The following is a 762-nucleotide window of genomic DNA, read 5'->3' on the forward strand; positions in this document are numbered from 1 at the left end:
CGTCCGGGACGCTGGTTGACCTCCGGTAGATGATCACTGTCAGGCCGATGATCGGCCTGGGACAGCGACAGTCCGGCCGCGGCCGCGCCGGGCCGGGCTCCCGTCCGCTCGTCCGCTCCGGATGGCCATAGCGGACCGGATGGCCATAGCGGACCGGACGACTGCTGATCGGTGCCCGGTCGTCTGTCCCCGGACGTTCTGTCCCGACCCGCCGGCCGGCTGGCCTCGGTCGATGTTCCGACCGGCTCTGGTGGCTCTGGTGGTTCGTCCGTGGCGCCGCCCAACGGCGCCGTGCGCCGTTCGGTGCCCTCACTTCACGAGGCGGCGTTCGCCTCCGCGGCTGCCGAGCCCCGACGCCCGCTGGCGCTGCCGTTGGACGTCGTCGCCGTCGGGCTGGCCGCCGCCGCGAGCGCACCGCCGGGCTGGTCGCCGTTCGGCACATAGCGATGGGCGACCCAGTCCAGGGCGTCGCGCCAGCTCGCGCCGTAGAGCACCGAGATCCGATCCGCTGTCTGCCTCGCCAGCGCCTGGACGAACACTCGGTCGTCGCTGTCCAGGTGTCGGGCGTCCCCGAAGGTCTCCCAGGCCCGGAACATCAGTTCCTGCAGCTTCTTGCTGTGTGGTGATTCGTCTGTCACGTCACGCTCCATCCCACTTGGGCACTGCGGCCGGAAGTCTGCCCTAAGCCTGCATGATGCCTATAGGGGACGTAATGAAGTAACAAATACGTGATCGAGAGCATCATCGCAGGTCACAGGCCTG

At 68.9% G+C, this 762-nt stretch carries 1 protein-coding gene; it reads right to left on the reverse strand.

The features are described 5' to 3' along the window. Window positions 1-314: 314 nt before the first annotated feature. Entirely contained in the window at window positions 315-638 is a 324-nt protein-coding gene (locus tag ACY45C_RS20665; protein WP_462189215.1) for a hypothetical protein, read from the reverse strand. Window positions 639-762 lie beyond the last annotated feature (124 nt).

The organism is Frankia sp. CcWB2 (assembly GCF_977927585.1).